Origin of the sequence: Aliinostoc sp. HNIBRCY26, from assembly GCF_050235535.1 — a bacterium.
Lineage (GTDB): Bacteria > Cyanobacteriota > Cyanobacteriia > Cyanobacteriales > Nostocaceae > Trichormus.
In genome coordinates, this window is record NZ_CP189852.1 from 6,505,494 (window position 1) to 6,521,885 (window position 16,392).

8 protein-coding genes are annotated in these 16,392 nt (G+C 41.2%); 3 read left to right on the top strand and 5 right to left on the bottom strand.

Going from position 1 to position 16,392, the window contains the following annotated elements:
- Positions 1-144: 144 nt before the first annotated feature.
- Positions 145-1,272, bottom strand: a complete 1,128-nt coding sequence (locus ACQFX9_RS27470) for an ATP-binding protein (protein WP_427159697.1) — start codon at positions 1,270-1,272, stop codon at positions 145-147.
- A gap of 125 nt (positions 1,273-1,397) precedes the next feature.
- Here ACQFX9_RS27470 and ACQFX9_RS27475 point away from each other — a divergent pair, with 125 nt between their 5' ends.
- Complete coding sequence (locus ACQFX9_RS27475; RefSeq protein WP_427159698.1) at positions 1,398-4,148, top strand: cation-translocating P-type ATPase; 2,751 nt, start codon at positions 1,398-1,400, stop codon at positions 4,146-4,148.
- A 393-nt stretch (positions 4,149-4,541) separates the two neighbouring features.
- Positions 4,542-4,970 carry a DUF6636 domain-containing protein gene (locus ACQFX9_RS27480; RefSeq protein ID WP_427159699.1) on the top strand — a complete coding sequence of 143 codons (429 nt, stop codon included), beginning with the start codon at positions 4,542-4,544 and terminating at the stop codon, positions 4,968-4,970.
- 146 nt (positions 4,971-5,116) lie between these two features.
- Here the strand turns inward: ACQFX9_RS27480 and ACQFX9_RS27485 are convergent, their stop codons facing one another.
- Positions 5,117-10,510 carry a trifunctional serine/threonine-protein kinase/ATP-binding protein/sensor histidine kinase gene (locus ACQFX9_RS27485; RefSeq protein ID WP_427159700.1) on the bottom strand — a complete coding sequence of 1,798 codons (5,394 nt, stop codon included), beginning with the start codon at positions 10,508-10,510 and terminating at the stop codon, positions 5,117-5,119.
- Positions 10,511-11,211: 701 nt separating this feature from the next.
- Between ACQFX9_RS27485 and nifJ the strand changes: the two genes are divergently transcribed.
- A complete protein-coding gene (nifJ, locus tag ACQFX9_RS27490; RefSeq protein ID WP_427159701.1) occupies positions 11,212-14,769 on the top strand; it encodes a pyruvate:ferredoxin (flavodoxin) oxidoreductase in 3,558 nt (1,185 codons plus the stop codon).
- 62 nt (positions 14,770-14,831) lie between these two features.
- Here nifJ and ACQFX9_RS27495 read toward each other — a convergent pair whose 3' ends face one another.
- The 3 genes from ACQFX9_RS27495 to ACQFX9_RS27505 form a co-directional block, all read right to left on the bottom strand.
- Entirely contained in the window at positions 14,832-15,179 is a 348-nt protein-coding gene (locus tag ACQFX9_RS27495; protein ID WP_427159702.1) for a DUF5615 family PIN-like protein, read from the bottom strand.
- Complete coding sequence (locus tag ACQFX9_RS27500) at positions 15,176-15,496, bottom strand: DUF433 domain-containing protein (RefSeq protein WP_427159703.1); 321 nt, start codon at positions 15,494-15,496, stop codon at positions 15,176-15,178. Before ACQFX9_RS27500 ends, ACQFX9_RS27495 begins: the two co-directional genes overlap by 4 nt.
- Positions 15,497-15,665: 169 nt before the next feature.
- Positions 15,666-16,061, bottom strand: coding sequence for a hypothetical protein (locus ACQFX9_RS27505; RefSeq protein WP_427159704.1), 396 nt, complete (start codon positions 16,059-16,061; stop codon positions 15,666-15,668).
- Between the last annotated feature and the right edge of the window lie 331 nt (positions 16,062-16,392).

Sequence of the window (16,392 nt, forward strand, 5' to 3'; positions counted from 1 at the left end):
ACATAGTTTGTTTTTTTCAAGTCATTCTACTTAATTCAATAAATAATGACTAATTTACAGGCAGGTTTCACCAAAATATTTGTTTTCTAAAATGAATATCCCACAGAACCCACAACTAATAACTAATGACTAATGACTATTGACTCACCTCAATCTCTGTCGCAACCACAAAGCCAATAAAGGCATTGCCAACTTATAACCTTGTTCTGCACCATAAATTAAGCCCTTATGCTGCAACCCCGTTAAAGCTCCCTGGAGACTACCACCTCTCGATAAACCATGTTTTTGAATATAGTCTTTACTTTGGGGTTTCTCAGTCGGGTTTAAAGCTAAACTTTCCAAAAGATGCACCTGATTTGCTGGTAATATCATCAATAAAGATTCATAAGTCATTGACAAATCTTTTAATAATTCCGCAATAGCTTTTTCCACATCTTGCTCAGTAATTAAACCCTGAGAAGAACGGAGAATTTGTAACCGACGAATTAGCACCATTGCATCGCCGATATGTCCCTGTACAGCTTCTAGAAAGATTTGCAGTGCTTGGGAACGGGAGTCAAAAGTTAACCCTTCTTTATGCAATATTTCTCTTGCCCACATTGCCAAAATATCATTAGCCAAAGGAGGCAATTGGATAGTTTCTAAAGGATGATTATTTTCATCTAAATAGTTACTTTTCTCGGCAATAGTGGCAATTAAAACATAGCTAACTTCACTATCTTGATTAATTTTCTGCCGAAATGTCATTTCCCATAAATTATGACGATCCCAAGAGCGAATATGAGGAAAGCTATGTAAAATTAACACTACTCGCTGCTGTAAATCTACAGCTATAATTTGTGGTAATTGCAGCAACAGTTCAAACGTTTGCCATAATTGCTTTTGATTGAGATTCCGTAACACTTTGAGCTTCTTTTCAGGATGGAAAGTCAAAAACTCTTGAGCATTCTTTTCTACCCAAGCCTGAATTTTTTCTGCTTCCCAACTCTGGTTAATTGCTTCTGCTAATAGTTGTAAAAATCGTTCTCCATCAGTAGCACGGATACAATCTATCTCCAGTACAATCGCTCCTACTTCCTGCGCTCCACCTCTAACTAGTGTACGTCTACCACTACCAGGAACTCCGGTAATTAACAAATCACCATCCTGGGCTAAAACTTCTACAATGCGCTGAAACTCTATTGAGCGTCCAATTAACTGTAATGGAGTAGACAAATCCACAATCACAACTTTTTCGCCTTCGTCCTCATTCCTGACCGTATTGGCAAGCATACTCGATTTTGAAGCATTGAGATTAATTATAGTAATTATTTATTTTTTATAGTGCAGTTTGCTTGTTTGCACTATTTTTTAGTGTTAACTTGAGTGAAACACGTATTTATGGAAATTTAATAATTATGGTTCAAGCTGTATCTACCCTTGCGACACCAGAAGAGAGACAGCCGACAATTTGGCATTCCTTGGATATTGAGGAAGCGATCGCCCGTTTGCAAACTAACGCCGAGGCGGGTTTAAATAGTCATATAGTCGAAAATTTATTAACTCAGGTGGGAGCAAACGAACTCACCGCCAAAAAAACCAAACCTTGGTGGTTGAAGTTTTTATTGCAATTCAACCAACCACTATTAATTATTTTGTTATGTGCGGGCTTAGTCAAAGCTGTCACAGGTAGTTTTGTTAACGCCGGAGTAATTTGGGGTGTAACTACTACCAACGCCATTATCGGATTTATTCAAGAGTCAAAAGCCGAAAGTGCCATCTCTGCGTTAGCTAAAGCCATTACCACCGAAGCCACAGTCTTAAGAGATGGGCAGAAACTCCGCGTACCCTCACGGGAATTAGTACCAGGGGATGTGGTGTTATTAACTTCTGGCGACAAAGTACCCGCAGATTTACGCTTAATTCAAACTCGTAACTTGCAAATTGATGAATCGGCTCTCACAGGTGAATCTGTCGCTGTTGAAAAAGATACACGAATTCTTCAGCTAGATACACCTCTGGCTGAACGGAAAAATATGGCCTATGCGGGAGGTTTTGTCACCTTCGGACAAGGTACTGGGATAGTCGTTGCGACAGGTAACGGTACGGAAACAGGGCGAATATCTCAGTTAATGGAGCAGCATACGGATATTTCCACACCATTAACTCGTAAATTTAATAAATTTAGCCAAAATTGGCTGTATATGGTGTTGGGTTTAGCAACTCTTTGCTTCGTTGTTGGGTTGAGTTTTAGAGGTTTCAACGAAGCTCTAGAAGCCGCCGTTGCTTTAACAGTCAGTGCGATTCCCGAAGGTTTACCAGCAGTAGTAACTGTAACTCTTGCCATAGGGGTTTCCCGCATGGCGCGCCGCAACGCCATCATTCGCAAATTACCAGCCGTCGAGACATTGGGTAGTGCGACTGTTGTTTGTTCCGATAAAACGGGGACATTGACAGAAAATCAAATGACAGTCCAGTCTATCTATGCAGGGGGACATCAATATACAGTCACAGGCGTAGGTTATGCACCCGATGGGGAGATTTTAATTGATGAGGAACAAGTAGATTTAAACAGCGATAAAGGTTTACAAGAGTGTTTGGTAGCGGGATTACTCTGTAATGATTCCCATATAGAGAAGAAAAACAGTAGATGGGTAGTGATGGGAGATCCCACAGAAGGGGCTTTGATTGCATCAGCCAATAAAGCTGGTTTTAGCCAGTCTACCTTAACCCAGAAAATGCCCAGACTAGATAGCATTCCCTTTGAGTCAGATTATCAATACATGGCTACGTTGCACGAAACACCCAGAGGAAAAACTATCTATGTGAAGGGTTCTGTAGAGGCTATTTTGCAACGCTGTCAACTGATTCTCAACACCGAAGGACAACCCCATCCCTTAGATTGTGTAGACACATTATCACGCGCCAAAATTGAAAGGGAAGTGAATATTATGGCGCGTCAAGGGTTGCGAGTCTTAGCTTTAGCGAAAAAACCTGTAGTATACGGGCAGAATACAGTCGATCATCCAGATATTGCTGAAGGATTAATCTTTATAGGCTTACAAGGGATGATTGATCCTCCCCGTGAGAGTGCGATTAAAGCGGTGCAAGCCTGCCAAACAGCCGGAATTCAGGTAAAGATGATTACAGGAGATCACGCTGTCACCGCACAGGCGATCGCGCGGAGAATGGGAATTAACAAAAATGGCTCAGTTTTGGCTTTCACAGGTGCAGAACTCGCCCAAATGGATAAAACCGAACTCGCCCAAGTTGCAGAGGAAGGTGTAGTTTTCGCCCGTGTAGCACCAGAGCAAAAATTGCGTCTAGTGGAAGCTTTACAATCTAAAGGCGAAGTCGTCGCCATGACTGGGGATGGTGTCAACGATGCACCGGCTTTAAAACAAGCGGATATCGGTATTGCAATGGGTGGCGCAGGTACAGAAGTAGCGAAAGAAGCTTCGGATATGCTACTCACCGATGATAATTTTGCCTCCATTGAAGCGGCGGTGGAAGAAGGAAGAGCCGTTTATAAAAATCTCATCAAAGCCATTTGCTTTATTTTGCCTGTGAATGGTGGGGAATCAATGACGATTTTAATTAGTACATTATTAGCCAGAGATTTACCAATTTTATCTCTACAAGTCCTCTGGTTAAATATGTTGAACTCCATCACGATGACAGTACCTCTGGCGTTTGAACCCAAAGGACAAAATGTGATGCAACAACCGCCCCGTCATCCCAATGAACCTTTATTATCAGGTAGCCGCATCCAGCGAATTTTAGCAATTTCTCTGTTTAACTGGATTGTCATCTTTGGCGTGTTTGAATATATTCGTCAAACTACAGGCAATCTAGATTTAGCTAGAACAATGGCAATTAACTCTCTAATTGCTGGACGGATATTTTATCTGTTGAGTATTAGTCAATTAATCCCCAATCTGATAGCGAAGATGGACGGGACATTAAAAGAAAATGTTGATATTCCTGCTATTGGGTTTGGGATTGTTGGAGCGATTTTATTACAGATTGTCTTTGCTCATGTACCTTTGATTAATGAAGTGTTTGAAACAGCACCTTTGAATTTACAACAGTGGTTGTTCTGTTTAGGAGTTGGTTCACCGATGATTTTGTGGGCAACAGTTGTGAATCGTTTAGATCCACCCAACTAATGATGATTAATTTCATAGCAATCTGAAAAGAGATAGGTTAATTCAACCTACCTCTTTTTTATTCATGGAGATATTAACAACTATAAATAAATTTACCTATACTGGTGTTGCATCAGATAATTAATTTGAGGGCGATCGCTCAATACGGTTCAGTTAAGGTGGTGAGAGTTAATTTCTCAATTTTTGCTCTGCCTATGAGACAATGAGCAAGATTTGGGGGATTCTCCCCCAAGCCCCCGATTGGGGGACGGTTGCGTCCCCCAAACCCCCTCCAAAATCATTTTTTCGTTTTTTGTTGAGTGATCATTTGCTGGCTTGGTTGAAATTTATTTTTCTTATCTGAACCGTATTGGGCGATCGCTCTCTTCACATAACTCTACAAAGGGGGCATTTATGTATAAAAAAATATTACTATTTTTCGCTATAACTTCCATGAGTGCTATACTCACACCAGCATCGAGTTTAGCTCAAACAACAGGCTTTCAAACCCCTACAGGCAATATTCAATGTGAGTTAGTCGGCGAAGAACAGGAAAACTTGCGTTGTGAAATTGGTAGTTCATTAAGACCTAGACCACCTCAACCCTATCGAGGATTTTGTGAATTCGATTGGGGCGATGGTTTATTATTATCTGAAGTGGGTAAACCGAATATTTTATGTATTAGTGATACTATCCGCGATCGCAATAAATATGTGCTTACCTATGGTAGTAGTTGGAGTAATGGTGGTTTTACCTGTGTGTCCCGCAGAACTGGTTTAACTTGTACTAATACCACTGGAAACGGCTTTTTTCTGAGCCGTGAAAAATGGCGAGTATTTTAGTCATGAATCACAGTTTTCAAGTTGCCCACGATTTACCGTAAAGAGCAATATATTAGCATTAGATAACTGGCGATCGCTCTCATAGCTGCTGTGATATTTTGGAGTTGCACAGTTGAATATGCAATGATCATGGACTTGATTTCTTTCTATTTATATCTACTGGGAATTTGTATTGTGAACTCAGTTCCTTTACCTAACTCAGACCATACATTTAAGCTACCGCCATGTTTTTCTACCACAATTTGACGGGCGATCGCCAATCCCAATCCTGTACCTTTTCCTACAGCTTTGGTAGTAAATAAATGGTCAAATATTTTCTCTTGTACTTCTTGTGTCATACCTTTGCCATTATCGCGGATACGGATATACACTTGGTTTGATATCACTTCAGTACGAATGGTAATTATTTGGGGATTGGCTTCCAGTTCTGGAAAAGATTGAGTGTGTGCCATTTCGTCAAACATATCGATAGCATTGGCCAGGATATTCATAAATACCTGGTTTAACTGTCCAGGGAAGCATTCGATTGTGGGTAAATTGCCAAACTCTTGTATGACTTTAATTGCTGGACGGTGTTCATTAGCTTTGAGGCGATATTTCAAAATTAATAACGTGCTATCGATTCCCTCATGGAGATTGGCAGAGATTTTGTATTCAGTATCTGCACGAGAAAAGGTACGGAGGCTATTACTAATATTTGTGATCCGATCCGTTGCGCCTTTCATCGAATTGAGTAACTTTGGTAAGTCTTCCGCAAGAAATTCCAGATCGATATCTTCGGCATTGTCTTGAATTGGTTCAACTGGGTTGGGATAGTGCTGTTGATAAAGAGTTAAATGTGCTAGTAAATCTTGTACATATTCTTTGCTGTTGCTAATGCTACCATTGAGGAAACCAATGGGGTTATTGATTTCATGGGCAACCCCAGCCACCAGATTTCCCAGTGATGCCATTTTTTCGCTTTGTACTACCTGCAATTGGGATTGCTCAAGCTGTTGGGTATAGGTTTGCGCCTGTTGATAGAGACGGGCATTTTCTAGAGAGATGGCAGCTTGGGTGCAGAGAAAGTCGATAATCAAGAGGCGATCGCGGGTGAAAACACCACTAGTGAGGTGATTTTTGAGGTATAAAATACCAATCATATGACCTTGATTCAGCAGTGGTAGACACAAAATACTCTTGGGTTGACGTTCCCTGAGATAGTCATCAATTACAGGTAAATCAGTTTTGAGTTCATTAATCACCACAGCTTCTTGAGTATTTTTAACATACTGAATTAATTTGACCGGGATATTGGGATTATTGGTGAGAGGTTCAGCCATAAGTTGTACATAACCAGGTGTGGCGATCGCTCGCACTTGCCATTCTCCGGTTTCATCAGGGAACACCAATGCACAGCGATCGCCTCCTGAGTTGTGCAGAATAATTTGGGTGAGTTTCTCTAGTAGCTCATCTAGTTGAATGGTTCTAGAGAGGACTTGAGAAGCTTTCAAGAGAGTCCCAAAATCGAGAGCTTGATAGAGGCTGGTATTATTGAAACTCCTATCAGTTTCATAATGAACCGATACCGCAGGTGCAGCAATAGTCATCAGTGTGGTGAACACATCAAATGATGTCACTGTTTGTTGTAGGATGGGGCGCAGTAATTCGGAATAGCGGGTTTCTAAATCGGCAACTTTGGCTTTGGCACCCCAACGACTGTAACAGTAGTAAGCTTCTTGTATGTAGCCTGCGGCAAATTTGTCTTTGCCCCAATTGAGATAAAATTTAGCAGCTAGTTCGTTCGCTAGAGCTTCATCTTGGATAAATCCGTTGGCTTTTGCTCCCGCAATCGCAGAGTCAAAAAATTCTATAGCCTCCGTTCGTTTACCCAACTTATGAAAACGCACGGCTTCTACTAAGTCATATTTATGCTGATAATTCATAGGAGCAGCATTTACGTAAACTAAGAGATTTTTCTGGTTAGAATCAACTTGCGATAAAAGCTCCTCCTGAGATGAGGGTTGAAGATGGGAGTATAATTGTAATCTGGTTAATGAATCGTAGTAGTAGTAAGCTGGTGCTGACGGCATACTAATACCGGCTTTCAGATATTGAACTCCTCGATCTGCTATCTGAATCGCAGTTTCAAAACAACCGAATGAATAACTCAGTATTAATTTACTTAAATAAAATAGATGTAGAGCTAACTCATCATTTTCTGTAAGTAGAATAGATAATTTTTCATTTTCAGCATCAACTGACTCCAGACAGTCTGGATTGTCACTCAACTCAGTAAAATTATGAATAGATGCGCGGATAATATATATCCAATTCAGGAAATGTTGGCTCGTAGCAAATTTTGATTGATAAACCTCAACCTCTGCTAATAAATCTGGCAAGGGTTTCTCTCCACTCAAATACGAGTAGAACAATCTAAATGAAGTCGAAACTAGCGCGTGAACAGAATCACCTGTTTCTATTGCCACTTGGTAGGATTTATTTAATAAAGAAATGGCGTTCCGTATATTTTGTTGATTGGATTGATTAAATGCGGCTACTTTAAACATAACCATGCTCTGAACAGAACTTTCATTAAATTTCTCCATCAACCGGAGTGCTAGCTGTCCAAAACGATAACCTGCTTCTATTTGATATAAGACGGAGCTAACAATAATACCAAAATCTGCGTAGCCCGGAGAGGAGAAAAGTGAGTTTCCGTATTGTAGGGATAGATTAACTTCTTCGCAGGCAACAATTGGAAATAAAAGGGGATTAGCCTGATGAATCGAAGGAACTAAACTTGTCATGATTCGCGCTGCCGCCATAGCAGCCGCATTCTGGATGGTGGGTAAATTAATTAAGTCTTCTAGAGTGTAGTTTGATAGCTGATTTAGTGTGTTTTGTACTCGTTGTTGGATATCTGAGATTGTAATGGATTCTGGCAGTATAACTCCTAGTTTTTGCAGGATTTCCCGTCCAATTTTAATCGCCTGCATCTGCTGATTTTGTAATTGATAAGCTTGCAGCTTGATTTCATAAACTTTGACTTGTTCTAACAAGTTATGTGTGTTTTTTATAACTATTTCAATTAAAGATTCCATCTTTTTAAAATCACAGCTAAGTAATGCCACTTCTGCTGCCGATTCGTATATACAACGTGTCAAATAATAATTTTTATTCCAGCTATCCGTCGGCAGAAATTGCATTCCCTTATCCAGATAATTTAAAGCTGCATTATATGCAGTAGAGTTTTTAGCCTTGCAAGCCGCTTGTAAATTTAATTCGGCATATTGATAACGTTGTTCTAATTCTGTAATCAGTGAAATACCACAATTTAACTGATGAACAATTTCAAATAAATGACTATCTGGGAAAGATGTATGACTATTTTCTAATAACAATTTGCCAATAGTCAGGTGAGTAGTCTGTTTTTGCACTTCGGGAATCAGAGAATAAGCAGCTTGTTGGACGCGATCATGAAGAAAGCGATAATTGCAGTTTTCCTGTGGAGTATCGGGTGTTTCTGGAGTGGCTGACAAATAAAATTTGTACAAATCGCTTTGGGGCAGAATCAACCCTGCGTGTAACGCTTGCCACAATTTTGTAGCCACCTCTGCCTGGGATTGCTGAGAAACGATCGCCAATGTAGTTAAATCAAACTGCGCGCCCATACAAGCCGCCAGTTTTAAAATCTCTTGGGTAGCGGTTGGTAGCTTTTGCAACTGCTGCGCCATCAACTCCACCACATCATCAGTTAAAGCCGCATCTTGCACCCGCACAATATCACACTGCCAATACCCCGCATTCGCGTCAAAGTGAATTAACCTGTCTTGATGTAACGCCTTCAAAAACTGGGTCGCAAAGAAGGGATTCCCCTGAGTTTTCTGCATCACCAGTTTTGTCAGTGGTTGCACTAGGGATATGGCAGCATGAAGGGTATCGGCAATCAGATGATTGAGACTAGTAAAATTTAGGGGTTTTAGGGTAATGGTATGGATTTTTGCCCCAGCTTTCTCCATTCCACTCAGAGTCAACATCAACGGATGGGCGGCAAACACCTCATTATCCCGATATGCCCCTAACAGTAATAAACAGCCCGTTTGCGACTCCGACATTAACACCTGAATCAAATGCAACGAAGCGGAATCTGCCCATTGCAAATCATCGACAAACATTACTAACGGGTGTGCAGGGGCAGTAAAAACTTGCATAAACCTGTGAAACAACAAGTTAAACCGATTTTGGGCGGCGGTGCCTGATAGTTCCGGTGCTGGGGGTTGGGTGCCAATAATCCTTTCTAGTTCGGGAATCAGTTCTACAATCACTTGGGCATTTTCTCCCAGGGCTGCGAGAATCTGATTTTTCCAGTGTTGCAATTGGGTATCGCTTTCACTGAGTAATTGCCCAACTAAGTCTCGAAAAGCTTGCACAAAGGCAGAGAAGGGAATGTTGCGATTAAATTGGTCAAATTTACCTTTGATGAAGTAACCCCGTTGTTTGACAATCGGCTTATGTACTTCATTGACCACTGCTGTTTTACCAATACCGGAAAATCCCGCCACCAGCATCATTTCTGATCTGCCTTGGGCTACCCGTGCAAAAGCATCCAATAATAACTGGACTTCGATTTCTCTACCGTAGAGTTTTTCAGGGATGAGGAAGCGATCGCATAAATCCCTTTGTCCTAAGTCAAAGGCGGCAATTGACTGTGTTTGTTGCCACTGGCTGCAACATTCTGCTAAATCATGCTTGAGTCCCAAGGCACTTTGATAACGGTCTTCGGCATTTTTAGCCATGAGTTTGGCGACAATTGCCCCCAGAATTTCCGGTATATCAGTATTTACTACATGGGCAGGTGTGGCAATTTTAGCGATGTGACAATGGACTAATTCTAAGGGGTCATCGGTAAGAAAGGGTAAGCGACCTGTGAGTAGTTGATAGAGGGTGACACCCAGGGCATAAAAGTCACTGCGATAATCAATACCGCGATTCATGCGTCCGGTTTGTTCGGGGGCGAGATAGGCTAGAGTGCCTTCTAGGGTGTTGGGGTTTTGAATTTCTTGGGTTTGTTTGGGTAGTAGGGAGGCTATGCTCAGGTCGATGAGTTTAATTTGTTTTGATTGTGGGTGAATGAGGATGTTGGCGGGTTTAATGTCTTTGTGGATGACTCGATGTTGGTGTAGTTGGTGGAGAATCTCTGCTAGTTGGATGGCTATGGCTAAAGTGTCTGCTAGGTCTAGGGAATGCTGCTGGATATATGTTTCTAGGGAGATACCTCCCCAGTCTGCCATGATCAGGGCGTAGCTGTTGCCGTAGGGTTCTAGACTGAGGGGTGGGATGATGCCTGTGATGGGTAGATTTTTGGCGATCGCATATTGATTGCGAAATTGTACTAATTCGCCAAATGTGGGATATTCTTGTTGCAGCACCTTAATTACAACTGGTAGTTTCTGATTTTCTTGTACGCCTCGATACACGGCAGTACGTGAACCCCGGTAAATTTGTTCTGTGATGGTGTAGCCAGAAATTTCCGGGACTTTTGGTGCTGGTGGTGTCATAAGCTCAATGACTGATACACTTTGGCGATTTATTACTATTATTACAATGCCCAAAAATGTCAATAATCTAACAACTTTGGGTGTTAAATAATATCAAGAAGAGATGAATTGAGACTTTCTACTGTGCATTATCCATACTGTAATATTGTTCATGATCATACTTCTCATTCTTCTAGTGTTAAGTTATTTGATTAAGATAAATTTATTGCTTTCGTCAAGCTGTCTACACCAGCGTTTTTGCTACTGACAGAATAAAATGCTGTTAGTTTTCTGACTTTTTGCATATCCTCTCACATTGGGATATTTCTATACCTAAAACAGATTTTTATTGATGGTTTAGTGTGAGCGTTTTTTGATGCTATCCCGAACCTATACCCTACACTCAATCATGATCAGCCTGAAAGTCTGATTAATCTTGATTTCTAGATGTTGAGTACACTACTAATATTTGTGAATAAATATATTTTTGTAAATGAGATAATAGTTTGCGAAGTATTTTGTCAAATAAATTAATAGCCACTAGCCGCATCTCGTATTTATATAGTTAAGCATAATTCTTAGGGTCAATGTTTAATTTTCTACGCCCAAATCGTACATAAAATTGCTAACTTCTTGGCTCTGGCTATTTTTGATGCTTCTATTTATGGGTTCTCTGCATCCAAATTAACCACCAAGAAAAGTTGAGACAGGGAGACATATTAATGAATAAAACCTTTGCTACGATTGACGGTAATGAAGCTGTTGCCCGTGTAGCTTACAAATTAAATGAAGTAGTCGCAATTTACCCCATTACACCCTCCTCTGCAATGGGTGAATGGGCGGATGCTTGGATGGCAGAAGGTCGTGCAAATTTATGGGGGACTGTTCCCAATGTGGTGCAGATGCAAAGTGAAGGCGGTGCGGCTGCTGCTGTACATGGCGCACTGCAAACGGGGGCTTTGAGTACCACCTTCACAGCTTCCCAAGGACTGTTATTAATGATTCCCAACCTCTACAAAATTGCGGGGGAATTAACTAGCACTGTAGTTCACGTTGCGGCTAGGTCTTTGGCCACCCATGCACTATCTATTTTCGGTGATCATAGTGATGTGATGGCAGCTCGTGGTACTGGTTTTGCATTGCTTTGTTCAGCGTCAGTGCAGGAAAGTCATGATTTTGCATTAATAGCCCATGCAGCTACCTTAGAAACGCGAGTTTCCTTTTTACACTTCTTTGATGGTTTCCGTACCTCCCATGAAGTGCAGAAAGTAGAGTTATTGTCAGATAATGATTTGCGATCGCTCATTAATGAAGACAAAATCTTCGCCCATCGCGCCCGCGCTTTGACTCCAGAAAGCCCATTACTGCGCGGTACAGCCCAGAACCCTGATGTTTACTTCCAAGCCCGTGAAGGTGCGAACCCTTACTACAACGCCTGTCCTGAAATTGTCCAAGAAATTATGGATAAATTCGGAGAACGCACAGGTAGATTTTACAAACTTTATGAGTATCACGGCGCGAGTGATGCCGATCGCGTCATTATCATTATGGGTTCTGGTTGCGAAACCGTCCATGAAACCGTAGATTATCTTAACTCCAGAGGTGAAAAAGTCGGCGTTCTCAAGGTTAGACTGTATCGCCCCTTTGATGTAGAGAGATTTATCCAGGCTTTACCTAATAGTGTAAAAGCGATCGCAGTCCTCGACCGCAGTAAAGAACCTGGTAGTGCAGGCGAACCTTTATATTTAGATGTCGTCACTGCTATTCATGAAGCAGGGAAGATTTCACCCAAACTTATCGGGGGACGTTACGGTTTATCCTCGAAAGAATTCACCCCAGCGATGGTAAAAGCTGTATTTGATAACTTAGCCCAACCTACGCCGAAAAATCACTTTACTATCGGGATTAATGATGATGTTACCCACACATCCTTAAACTTTGACCCGAACTTCTCCACTGAACCTGATAACGTTGTGCGGGCGATGTTCTATGGTTTGGGTTCTGATGGTACAGTCGGGGCTAACAAAAACTCCATTAAGATTATTGGGGAAGGAACAGACAACTACGCCCAAGGCTATTTTGTCTATGATTCCAAAAAATCCGGCTCAATGACTGTTTCTCACCTGCGTTTCGGTTCTCAACCCATACGTTCTACCTACCTCATCGACCAAGCTAACTTTATCGGTTGTCATCACTGGGGATTTTTGGAACGCATAGATGTCTTAAAAGCGGCGGCGACTGGGGCAACAATTTTAATTAATAGTCCCCACGATGCAGATAAAGTCTGGGAACATCTCCCCTTGAAAGTCAAGCAACAAATTTTAGACAAGCAACTGCAACTTTACGTCATCAACGCCAACCAAGTCGCCCGTAATAGTGGGATGGGTGGCAGAATCAATACTATTATGCAGGTGTGCTTCTTTGCCTTGGCGGGGGTATTGCCACAAGAACAAGCGATCGCCAAAATTAAACAAGCAATTGAAAAGACTTACGGTAAAAAAGGCGCGGAAGTAGTCCGCATGAACCTGCAAGCCGTAGACCAAACCCTAGATAATTTACATCAGGTAACAATTCCCTTAGAGGAAAAAGGTAAATGGATAGATGTAGAAGCATCTACCCAAAACCCTTTTCCCAGCAGCGTCCCGGCATTTGTTCAGGAAGTTCTGGGTAAAATTATGGTGTGGCAAGGTGATGACTTACCTGTCAGTACACTACCACCAGATGGGACATTTCCCACAGGTACAGCGAAATGGGAAAAACGCAACGTGGCGCAAGAAATCCCCGTATGGGATGCCGATGTCTGCGTTCAGTGTAGTAAATGCGTTATGGTTTGTCCCCACGGGTCAATTCGTTCTAAGGTTTATCAACCGAGTGAATTAGTCAATGCACCGTCTACCTTCAAATCAATCAACGCCAAAGATAAGGACTTCGCCAACCAAAAATTTACCATCCAGGTAGCCCCAGAAGACTGCACAGGCTGCGCTATTTGTGTTAACGTCTGCCCAGCCAAAAATAAATCTGAGCCATCCTTAAAAGCGATTAACATGGCGCAGCAACTACCTTTAAGGGAGCAGGAAAGAGCAAATTGGGATTTCTTCTTGAGTTTACCCAACCCCGACCGACGACAACTCAAACTCAACCAAATTCGTCAACAACAACTACAAGAACCATTATTTGAATTTTCTGGTGCTTGTGCAGGTTGTGGTGAGACACCTTATCTAAAATTATTAACACAACTGTTTGGCGATCGCGCAGTTATTGCTAACGCCACAGGTTGTTCTTCCATTTACGGCGGAAATCTCCCCACCACACCTTGGACGAAAAACGCCGATGGTAGAGGCCCCGCATGGTCAAATAGTTTATTTGAAGATAACGCCGAATTTGGTTTTGGCTATCGTCTCTCACTAGATAAGCAAGCAGAATTTGCGGCGGAACTCTTACAACAATTCAGCAGTGAGTTAGGAGATAACTTAGTTAATTCCCTCCTCACCGCCGAACAAAAAACCGAGGCTGATATTTGGGAACAACGGGAACGAGTGAATTTGTTAAAGCAAAAGTTAGACCAAATTCAGACTCATGACTCCAGCGTCAAATCCAAAATCCTCATTCTCAAATCTTTAGCTGATTACTTAGTCAAGAAAAGCGTCTGGATTATCGGCGGTGATGGTTGGGCTTATGATATAGATTTTCACGGTATTGACCACGTTTTAGCCAGTGGTCGCAATGTGAATATCTTAGTCATGGATACAGAAGTGTATTCTAACACCGGCGGACAATCTTCCAAAGCCACACCCCGCGCCGCCGTCGCCAAATTCGCCGCCAGTGGTAAGCCTGCACCAAAGAAAGATTTGGGTTTAATGGCGATGAATTACGGTAATGTTTACGTGGCGAGTGTGGCGTTAGGTGCCAAGGATGACCAAACCCTCAAAGCCTTTTTAGAAGCTGAAGCCTTTGACGGGCCATCACTCATTATTGCTTACAGCCATTGCATCGCCCACGGTATCAACATGACTACCGGGATGAACCACCAGAAAACCTTGGTAGATTCAGGACGCTGGTTACTGTATCGCCATAACCCATTGTTGCGAGAACAGGGCAAAAATCCCTTACAGTTAGATATGCGATCGCCTACTCAATCAGTAGAGCAATCCATGTATCAAGAAAATCGCTTCAAGATGTTGACTAAGAGCAAGCCAGAAGTAGCCAAAATACTGCTAGAACAAGCACAAGCAGAAGTAGATGCACGTTGGCAAATGTATCAATATTTGGCAAATAGGTAATGTGTAACAGGTAATAGGTTTGTAACTATTACCTGTTATATGTGTTACTACTGTTTACCAACTTATAAAGGTAAATATTGAACACGATTTTTTAATTCTTCAAGATATGCAGTTTTAGCAATAATTTCTAAATCACGAATACAATCACCGACAGAAACTCTGAGTTTATGGGCATAAATCACATCAACAAAGTTTATTTGTTGGACTTGACGACAGTTAGCTTCAGCTAGAAAATCTTCATCTTGGGAAAATAAAACGCGCTCAAGTTCTGTTGCACGGTCAAGTATAATTGGATCAGGAAAGCCAGTGCGCCCATCTTCTTGTACTGTTAATACATCTACACCCCGTAACCGTAATCCATTTGTAATTCCTCGATGAACATTTTCATCTATATAAAGAGCAACATTCATTTAATTAATCCTTCTGCACGGAGTCTTTTTGATAATGGAGATTCTCCGGCTTCTAAACGTAATTTTTCGGCATACTCAAAGCGTCGCTGCATATCAGCATCAATTTCTTCTTTATGCTCCCAATAATAAGCTAAAGCTGAGTAAATTTGGCTCATGGTCAGATGTGGATACTGGAAATGTAATTCTTCTGGACTCCAACCATAAGCATGAATAGAAGTAATTAACTCCACAACTTTCATTGATGTTCCCGTAATGTAAGGAACATTATTTTCATCAATTAGGATATGTCTATATTCAGTAGTGGTTGTTTTAGACATTATTTTTATAAATCCTGTATTCTAAAATATCTCTAACTATTTTATCAAGCAATTCTTATTTTTTGACTATTGTAAGCCTTTAAATCAGTTACCAGTCCTGACGGCGTATGGTGCGCTGAAACACCACACCATACGCCTGATAACTGATAACTGATTTAATAGTGATTAATTAGGGACTTGGAGCAGTATCAGTAGATGGTAATGCTGAATAAGCTTTGATGCGGCTGACTGTGCTTCTGTGAATGCGATCGCTTTTTCTAACACCCCCAGCCATTTCATATTCTCGGCTGTTATTGCCATATTTAAACGCGACTCCAATTAACATTTTTTCGCAGAGTTCGCCTAAAGTTTTTTCTAATTCTTTAATCTCGGTTTTGGATGAAGTAATTACCGCTAGAGCAGTATTGTAAGCGTCAATTTTATCACGCAATTTATCTATTAGTTGAGTCATATTTTTTAAATTACGACTTTCCCCAAAATCCATATTTGGATCAATTGCTTTCAGTCCAGAGGATCTTAATTCAGCTTTCTCTAGAATTGGAGAGTTGCTTTTTTTTCGAGGCATAAAATAAACACCTATTTGCTGTTTATTAATCTAGCTTGACTTATAGCAGTTAGATTTTGGTTCAGTAAAACTCGCAAATTTTAATATTTTATTAAACAAGTTTATTGATAGAGGTTTAGTGTTAATACTTAAAAAATTTGCGTTGGTGACGAAACTGAATTAGGTGGCGACAAAATCAATTGTGTTGGTGACGAAACTGAATTGGCTGGTGACAAACTCAATTGCGTTGGTGACAAAACTGAATTGCGTGGTGACAAACTCAATTGCGTTGGTGACGAAACTGAATTATGTGGTGACAAAACAAATTGTGTCTGGCTTTTCACGGGATCTG

Excerpts from the sequence above, each read along its gene's own strand:
- ACQFX9_RS27500 (WP_427159703.1), bottom strand. The coding sequence starts at position 15,496 with ATGTCTAAAACAACCACTACTGAATATAGACATATCCTAATTGATGAA.
- ACQFX9_RS27485 (WP_427159700.1), bottom strand. The coding sequence starts at position 10,510 with ATGACACCACCAGCACCAAAAGTCCCGGAAATTTCTGGCTACACCATC.
- ACQFX9_RS27470 (WP_427159697.1), bottom strand. The coding sequence starts at position 1,272 with ATGCTTGCCAATACGGTCAGGAATGAGGACGAAGGCGAAAAAGTTGTG.
- ACQFX9_RS27475 (WP_427159698.1), top strand. The coding sequence starts at position 1,398 with ATGGTTCAAGCTGTATCTACCCTTGCGACACCAGAAGAGAGACAGCCG.
- ACQFX9_RS27495 (WP_427159702.1), bottom strand. The coding sequence starts at position 15,179 with ATGAATGTTGCTCTTTATATAGATGAAAATGTTCATCGAGGAATTACA.
- nifJ (WP_427159701.1), top strand. The coding sequence starts at position 11,212 with ATGAATAAAACCTTTGCTACGATTGACGGTAATGAAGCTGTTGCCCGT.
- ACQFX9_RS27505 (WP_427159704.1), bottom strand. The coding sequence starts at position 16,061 with ATGCCTCGAAAAAAAAGCAACTCTCCAATTCTAGAGAAAGCTGAATTA.
- ACQFX9_RS27480 (WP_427159699.1), top strand. The coding sequence starts at position 4,542 with ATGTATAAAAAAATATTACTATTTTTCGCTATAACTTCCATGAGTGCT.